Consider the following 8,143-nt stretch of genomic DNA (forward strand, 5'->3'; position numbering starts at 1 on the left):
GAGTTACTCGTCTTCCAGCTCGATGTTGATACCCAGCGAGCGGATTTCTTTCAACAGTACGTTGAAGGATTCCGGCATGCCCGGTTCCATCTGATGGTTACCGTCTACGATGTTTTTATACATCTTAGTACGGCCATTCACGTCATCAGACTTAACGGTGAGCATTTCCTGCAGGGTGTATGCCGCGCCATATGCTTCCAGCGCCCACACTTCCATCTCCCCGAAGCGCTGACCACCGAACTGCGCCTTACCACCCAGCGGCTGCTGAGTAACCAGGCTGTAAGAACCGGTGGAACGCGCATGCATTTTGTCGTCAACCAGGTGGTTCAGTTTCAGCATATACATGTAACCCACGGTTACCTGACGCTCGAACTGCTCACCTGTACGGCCGTCAAACAGTGTGATCTGACCGGAAGTCGGCAGGCCACCCAGTTGCAACAGCTCTTTGATTTCAGACTCTTTCGCACCGTCGAAGACCGGCGTTGCGATTGGCATACCTTTACGCAGGTTCTCAGCCAGACGCAGAACTTCTTCATCACTGAAGGTGTTCAGGTCAACTTTCTGACGAACGTCAGCGCCCAGATCGTACGCACGCTGGATGAATTCGCGCAGTTTCGCGACTTCTTGCTGCTGTTTCAGCATGGCGTTGATCTTATCGCCAATACCTTTCGCAGCCATACCCAGGTGAGTTTCCAGAATCTGACCGATGTTCATACGAGACGGTACGCCCAGCGGGTTCAGTACGATATCTACCGGTGTACCGTTAGCATCGTGCGGCATATCTTCGATCGGGTTGATCTTAGAGATAACACCCTTGTTACCGTGACGACCTGCCATTTTGTCACCAGGCTGGATACGGCGTTTAACGGCCAGGTATACCTTGACGATTTTCAGCACGCCCGGTGCCAGATCGTCGCCTTGGGTGATTTTGCGGCGTTTCGCTTCGAGTTTTTTCTCGAACTCGTGTTTCAGTTCGTCATACTGCTCAGCCAGCTGTTCCAGCTGATTTTGTTTCTCTTCGTCGGTCAGGCCGAGTTCCAGCCAGCGATCGCGAGGCAGTTTGTCGAGCTTCTCAGCTTCAACGCCACCGGCAACCAGCACAGCGTAAATACGGCTAAACAGGCCAGCTTCGAGGATCTGCAGTTCTTCAGACAGGTCTTTCTTCGCCTGTTTGAGCTGCATTTCTTCGATTTCCAGCGCACGTTTGTCTTTTTCCACGCCATCGCGGGTAAAGACCTGAACGTCGATAACGGTACCAGACACGCTGTTCGGCACGCGCAGAGAAGAGTCTTTAACGTCAGACGCTTTCTCACCGAAGATCGCACGCAGCAGCTTCTCTTCTGGGGTCAGCTGGGTTTCACCTTTCGGCGTTACCTTACCAACCAGAATGTCGCCACCGGTCACTTCTGCACCGATGTATACGATACCGGATTCATCCAGTTTGGAGAGCGCAGCTTCACCCACGTTCGGGATGTCGGCGGTGATCTCTTCCGGCCCCAGCTTGGTGTCACGGGACACACAGGCCAGTTCCTGAATGTGGATGGTTGTGAAACGGTCTTCCTGAACAACACGCTCGGATACGAGGATGGAGTCTTCGAAGTTGTAACCGTTCCATGGCATGAATGCCACGCGCATGTTCTGACCCAGCGCCAGTTCACCGAGGTCGGTGGACGGGCCATCAGCCAGCACATCACCACGATCAACCGGCTCACCCAGAGATACGCAAGGCATCTGGTTGATACAGGTGTTCTGGTTAGAACGGGTGTATTTGGTCAGGTTATAGATGTCGATACCTGCTTCGCCCGGGTACATCTCGTCTTCGTTAACTTTGATAACGATACGGGAAGCATCCACGTACTGAACGGTACCGCCACGCTTAGCAACTGCAGTAACACCGGAGTCAACGGCAACAGCACGTTCCATACCGGTACCAACCAGCGGCTTATCAGAGCGCAGAGTCGGAACCGCCTGACGTTGCATGTTCGCACCCATCAATGCACGGTTGGCGTCATCGTGTTCCAGGAACGGGATCAGGGACGCACCGACGGAAACCACCTGTTGGGTGGATACGTCCATGTAGTCAACCTGGTCACGGCTGAACAAGCTGGATTCGCCTTTGCTACGGCAGGTTACCAGGTCTTCTACGAAGTGGCCTTCATCGTTTAGGTTGGAGTTCGCCTGAGCAATAACGTAGTTGCCTTCTTCGATAGCAGACAGGTAGTGAATTTCATCAGTTACCACACCGTCGGTCACTTTACGATACGGCGTCTCGAGGAAGCCATATTCGTTAGTCTGTGCGTACACGGACAGGGAGTTGATCAGACCGATGTTCGGACCTTCAGGCGTTTCGATTGGACATACGCGACCGTAGTGAGTCGGGTGTACGTCTCGAACTTCAAAGCCTGCGCGTTCACGGGTCAGACCGCCTGGGCCGAGTGCGGAGATACGACGTTTGTGCGTGATCTCAGACAGCGGGTTGTTCTGGTCCATAAACTGAGACAGCTGGCTGGAACCGAAGAACTCTTTCACTGCTGCGGAAATCGGCTTGGCGTTGATCATATCCTGAGGCATCAGGGTATCGAGATCGCCCAGAGACAGACGCTCTTTCACCGCACGCTCTACACGTACCAGGCCAACGCGGAACTGGTTTTCCGCCATTTCGCCAACGGAACGGATACGACGGTTGCCGAGGTGGTCGATATCATCGACTTCGCCTTTACCGTTACGGATATCGATGAGCTTTTTCATCACTTCGATGATGTCTTCTTTGCTCAGGATACCGGAACCTTCGATTTCGTCGCGCAGCAGAGAACGGTTGAACTTCATACGACCAACCGCAGACAGGTCATAGCGGTCTTCGGAGAAGAACAGGTTCTCAAACAGGCTTTCAGCTGCTTCACGAGTCGGCGGCTCACCCGGGCGCATCATGCGGTAGATTTCTACCAGCGCGCTCAGACGATCGTTGGTTGGGTCAACGCGTACAGTCTCAGAGATGTACGGACCGTGGTCCAGATCGTTGGTGAACAGCGTTTCGATACGTTTGTGGCCAGACTGGCTCAGCTTAGCCAGCAGATCCAGGCTCAGCTCCATGTTAGCCGGGCAGATCAGCTCGCCAGTCGATTCGTCAACGTAGTCTTTAGACGCAACCTTGCCAGCAATGTACTCAACCGGAACTTCGATATGTTTGATATCGTCTTTTTCCAGCTGGCGAATGTGGCGCGCAGTAATACGGCGGCCTTTTTCAACGTACACTTTGCCGTTAGCTTCGATGTCAAAGGATGCGGTTTCACCACGCAGGCGTTCCGGAACCAGCTCCATCTGCAGCTTGTTGTCGCGAATTTCGAAAACAACTTTCTCAAAGAACAGGTCAAGGATCTGCTCAGTGGTGTAGTTCAGCGCACGCAGAATGATGGTCGCAGGCAGTTTACGGCGACGGTCAATACGTACGAAGAGGTTGTCCTTCGGATCGAATTCGAAGTCCAGCCAGGAACCACGGTAAGGAATGATGCGCGCGTTATACAGCACTTTACCCGAAGAGTGGGTTTTACCTTTGTCGGAGTCAAAGAAGACGCCCGGACTACGGTGCAGCTGAGAAACGATAACACGCTCAGTACCGTTGATAACAAAGGTACCGTTGTCAGTCATGAGCGGAATTTCACCCATGTAGACTTCTTGTTCTTTAATGTCTTTTACGGTGCCTTCCGGCGCTTCGCGCTCGTAGATCACCAGACGCAGTTTTACGCGCAGCGGTGCGGAATAGGTCACGCCACGGATCTGACATTCCTGGACGTCAAACACCGGTTCGCCAAGGCGGTAGCTGACGTATTGCAGCTCGGAATTACCGCTGTAGCTCTGAATCGGGAACACGGAACGGAAGGCGGCTTCCAGACCATACTGCCCTTCAGGATCTTGCTCGATGAACTTCTGAAACGAGTCAAGCTGGATAGAAAGGAGATAAGGCACATCCAGTACTTGTGGACGTTTACCAAAATCCTTACGAATACGTTTTTTCTCGGTATAGGAGTAAACCATTAGGGTTCCTCAGCTCGCTGACAAGTCGACCCATCTGCCCAATTGAATGGCAGTTTGTGCAACACTATTTTGTTGACCGGAAAATGGAACACTTTCCGCAATGCTTGTTGCTATCACGCTTAAATCATTTCGTTGCGATTTACACAGAGCGAGCACCCTGTCGCAGTATATTAAGTCGTCGATAGAAACAAGCATTGTCAGGACAACCAGTAGTCAAACAGTGTGAAACGCTACTGGCGCCTTACAGCGCAAAAAGGCTGGTGACTAAAAAGTCACCAGCCATCAGCCTGATTTCTCAGGCTGCAACCGGAAGGGTTGGCTTATTTAACTTCAACTTCAGCGCCAGCTTCTTCCAGAGATTTTTTCAGTGCTTCTGCGTCGTCTTTGCTCACGCCTTCTTTCAGAGCGGCCGGAGCAGATTCAACCAGGTCTTTCGCTTCTTTCAGACCCAGGCCAGTTGCGCCACGTACTGCTTTGATTACAGCAACTTTGTTAGCGCCAGCAGCTTTCAGAATTACGTCGAATTCAGTTTTTTCTTCAGCAGCTTCAGCCGGGCCAGCAGCTACAGCTACAGCAGCAGCAGCGGAAACACCGAATTTTTCTTCCATTGCAGAGATCAGTTCTACAACGTCCATTACGGACATAGCGGCAACTGCTTCAATGATTTGATCTTTAGTGATAGACATTTAAATTGTTCCTGAAAATCAGAATAAGTTTATACGTAAGCGAATACTTGATAAAGATAACTGCGATTAAGCAGCTTCTTTCGCATCGCGAACAGCAGCCAGAGTGCGAACCAGTTTGCCAGCCGAAGCTTCTTTCATGGTTGCCATCAGGCGTGCAATTGCTTCTTCGTAGGTCGGCAGGGTTGCCAGGCGATCGATTTGCGATGCCGGGATCAACTCACCTTCAAAGGCTGCAGCTTTGACCTCAAATTTTGCATTCGCTTTCGCGAACTCTTTGAACAGACGAGCAGCAGCGCCCGGGTGTTCCATAGAGTATGCAATCAGGGTCGGACCAACGAACGCGTCTTTCAGGCACTCAAACTGAGTACCCTCAACAACACGACGCAGCAGGGTGTTACGAACAACACGCATGTATACGCCGGCTTCGCGACCTGCTTTACGCAGTTCGGTCATTTTGTCCACAGTTACGCCGCGGGAATCCGCAACTACTGCAGACAGCGCGCCTTTGGCTACTTCGCTGACTTCAGCAACAATCGCTTGTTTGTCTTGAAGATTTAAAGCCATTAGCTTTGCTCCTGGATGTTTGCCAGGGCTCATGCCCTGGAACTCACTTCACTCCTCCAAAATGGAGAGAGCGTCTTAAATACGGTGAGCAGAAACAAGCCAAAGAGTACTTTAAAAAATAATCTTAGCGTTCTGTCACCGTCTACGCAGGGGATTAAGTTTCTTGCGAAACACCTGCGGTCTTCGACGGAGGCCTGGATAGGCCAGGCTCCAACGAACAAATCTTTTCTATCCGTCGCTATTCAATCTGTAGCGGCGTTGACTGCCTTCGTTCACACCCGTCACATAGTGAACTATGCTCCTGGCGATTCACTCAGTTGTCGCCTTGCCACAGCCTGAATATCTCGGATATACGTCTGCAATTAGCAGAATACGTGGGGGTAAGATTGTAGACAAAATCACCGCCCACGTAAAGGCATTAGTTTGCAGCAGCGCTCAGGCCAGCCTGGTCAACTGCAACACCTGCACCCATGGTGGTGGAGATGCTAACTTTCTTGATGTACACGCCTTTCGCCTGAGTCGGTTTTGCTTTTTTCAGCGCAACCAGCAGAGCTTCCAGGTTTTCTTTCAGTTTGTCAGCGTCAAAGTCCACTTTACCGATGGTGGTGTGGATGATGCCGTTTTTGTCGTTACGATAACGAACCTGGCCTGCTTTAGCGTTCTTAACCGCTTCAGCAACGTTAGGCGTTACAGTACCTACTTTCGGGTTTGGCATCAGGCCGCGCGGACCCAGAACCTGACCCAGCTGGCCAACAACGCGCATTGCATCCGGGGAAGCAATAACAACGTCGAAGTTCATTTCGCCTTTCTTGATCTGGTCAGCCAGATCTTCCATACCTACCAGTTCAGCGCCTGCAGCTTTAGCAGCTTCAGCGTTTGCGCCCTGGGTAAATACGGCAACGCGAACGGAACGGCCAGTACCGTGCGGCAGTACAGTTGCACCACGTACGTTCTGGTCAGATTTACGAGCGTCGATGCCGAGGTTAACAGCAACGTCAACGCTTTCGTTGAATTTAGCAGTGGCCAGCTCTTTCAGCAGAGCAATAGCTTCGTTGATGTCGTACTGTTTAGTTGCATCAACTTTTTCACGGATCACGCGCATACGCTTGGTCAGTTTAGCCATTTCTTAGTCCTCCACTACCAGGCCCATGGAACGTGCAGTACCTTCAATGGAGCGAGTCATCGCTTCAATGTCGGCGCCAGTCATGTCGGCAGCTTTGGTCTGCGCGATTTCCTGCAGCTGAGCGCGAGAAATTTTACCAACTTTCTCTTTGTTCGGCTTACCGGAACCAGACTTAATACCAGCCGCTTTTTTCAGCAGAACTGCTGCCGGCGGAGTCTTGGTGATGAAGGTGAAAGAACGGTCAGCGTAAACGGTGATAACAACCGGAATCGGCAGACCTTTTTCGATGGAATCAGTTTTAGCGTTGAACGCTTTGCAGAATTCCATGATGTTCACACCCTGCTGACCCAGTGCTGGACCAACCGGCGGACTCGGGTTTGCCATACCAGCTGCAACCTGCAGCTTAACGTAGGCTTGTACTTTCTTAGCCATTGCAATTTCCTCTGAGTGGGTAATAGCGCCTCGGTGAGGCTCCCCGTGATAAATATCGTTTTACGGGCAATGCCCGTAAAAACAAAAGGCGCGAAATTGTATGCCAATTTCGCGCCCCATGCAACGATTAAATCGCTGCTTTTTTGATCGCTGCGTTACGCTTTTTCTACCTGCGCGAAGTCCAGTTCTACCGGAGTCGCACGACCGAAGATAGAAACAGACACTTTCAGGCGAGACTTCTCGTAATCCACTTCTTCAACGACACCGTTAAAGTCGGCAAACGGACCGTCGTTAACGCGAACCATCTCACCCGGTTCGAACAGCGTTTTCGGACGCGGCTTATCACCAACCTGCTGCAGGCGGTTCATAATCGCATCAACCTCTTTGTCGCTGATCGGCGCCGGACGGTCAGAAGTACCGCCGATGAAGCCCATTACGCGCGGCACGCTGCGCACAAGGTGCCAGCTCGCATCGTTCATGACCATCTGGACCAGAACGTAACCCGGGAAGAATTTGCGCTCGCTTTTGCGACGCTGGCCGCCACGGATCTCAACGACTTCTTCAGTCGGGACCATGACTTCGCCAAACAGCTCTTCCATGTTGTGTAATTTGATGTGCTCACGCAGCGAAGTGGCTACGCGGCCTTCAAAACCGGAAAACGCCTGAACGACGTACCAGCGCTTTTTAGGTGCTTCAGACATCTTAGAACCTCAGGCCAGTGATAAAAGAGACCAGGCGAACCAGAATACCATCCAGTCCCCACAGGATCAGCGACATTACCGCGGTAACCGCAGCAACGATAAGCGTAGTGTGCAGTGTTTCCTGGCGAGTCGGCCAGATAACCTTGCGAACTTCAGTACGCGCTTCACGTGCAAACGCAACGGTCGCTTTTCCTTTTGTCGTTAACAGCGCGACACCACCCGCTGCAGCAATAAGAATTACTACGGCCAGCGCGCGCAATGGCAGCATCATGTCACGATAAAGATAGTTGCCGACGATAGCCACAATCAGCAGCACCGCAACCACAACCCACTTCATCGCTTCCAGGCCGCGCCCGCTCCCTTGAGCTTCGGTATTCGCACTCATAAACCAACCTGTCAGAAGAATTCTACAAACATTTTCACCCCGCGGGTGCGAGGCGATCCAAACCGAAAGTAAGTTTCGGACTAAACGCCCTCTTCAGAGCCTGTCTCAGCAATGATTATGACAAAAAAAATCACTGATGAGCCAGGTTCTGCTTCGAAAGCGTACAAAAAGGGCATCAAATGATGCCCTTTTATTGCGCATTGCGTCAAATGTTATCAGC

At 51.7% G+C, this 8,143-nt stretch carries 7 protein-coding genes; all 7 read right to left on the bottom strand.

The window, feature by feature from the left end:
• Positions 1-3 precede the first annotated feature (3 nt).
• The gene (rpoB, locus tag NMC31_RS23695; RefSeq protein WP_253899285.1) at positions 4-4,032 is read right to left on the bottom strand and encodes a DNA-directed RNA polymerase subunit beta; all 4,029 of its coding nucleotides are present in this window, start codon (positions 4,030-4,032) and stop codon (positions 4-6) included.
• 320 nt (positions 4,033-4,352) lie between these two features.
• Positions 4,353-4,718 (bottom strand): 50S ribosomal protein L7/L12, encoded by a 366-nt coding sequence (gene rplL, locus NMC31_RS23700; RefSeq protein WP_006176746.1) that lies wholly within the window; start codon positions 4,716-4,718, stop codon positions 4,353-4,355.
• 66 nt (positions 4,719-4,784) lie between these two features.
• Positions 4,785-5,282 carry a 50S ribosomal protein L10 gene (gene rplJ, locus NMC31_RS23705; RefSeq protein WP_002438625.1) on the bottom strand — a complete coding sequence of 166 codons (498 nt, stop codon included), beginning with the start codon at positions 5,280-5,282 and terminating at the stop codon, positions 4,785-4,787.
• A gap of 418 nt (positions 5,283-5,700) precedes the next feature.
• Complete coding sequence (gene rplA, locus NMC31_RS23710; protein WP_015966391.1) at positions 5,701-6,405, bottom strand: 50S ribosomal protein L1; 705 nt, start codon at positions 6,403-6,405, stop codon at positions 5,701-5,703.
• A 3-nt stretch (positions 6,406-6,408) separates the two neighbouring features.
• Positions 6,409-6,837, bottom strand: coding sequence for a 50S ribosomal protein L11 (rplK, locus tag NMC31_RS23715; protein ID WP_015966392.1), 429 nt, complete (start codon positions 6,835-6,837; stop codon positions 6,409-6,411).
• Positions 6,838-6,992: 155 nt separating this feature from the next.
• A complete protein-coding gene (gene nusG / locus NMC31_RS23720; RefSeq protein ID WP_003862341.1) occupies positions 6,993-7,538 on the bottom strand; it encodes a transcription termination/antitermination protein NusG in 546 nt (181 codons plus the stop codon).
• Between the two features lies 1 nt (position 7,539).
• A complete protein-coding gene (secE, locus tag NMC31_RS23725) occupies positions 7,540-7,923 on the bottom strand; it encodes a preprotein translocase subunit SecE (protein WP_003862342.1) in 384 nt (127 codons plus the stop codon).
• Positions 7,924-8,143 lie beyond the last annotated feature (220 nt).

The sequence above is a fragment of the Pseudocitrobacter vendiensis genome (genome assembly GCF_943590815.1).
Lineage (GTDB): Bacteria > Pseudomonadota > Gammaproteobacteria > Enterobacterales > Enterobacteriaceae > Pseudocitrobacter > Pseudocitrobacter vendiensis.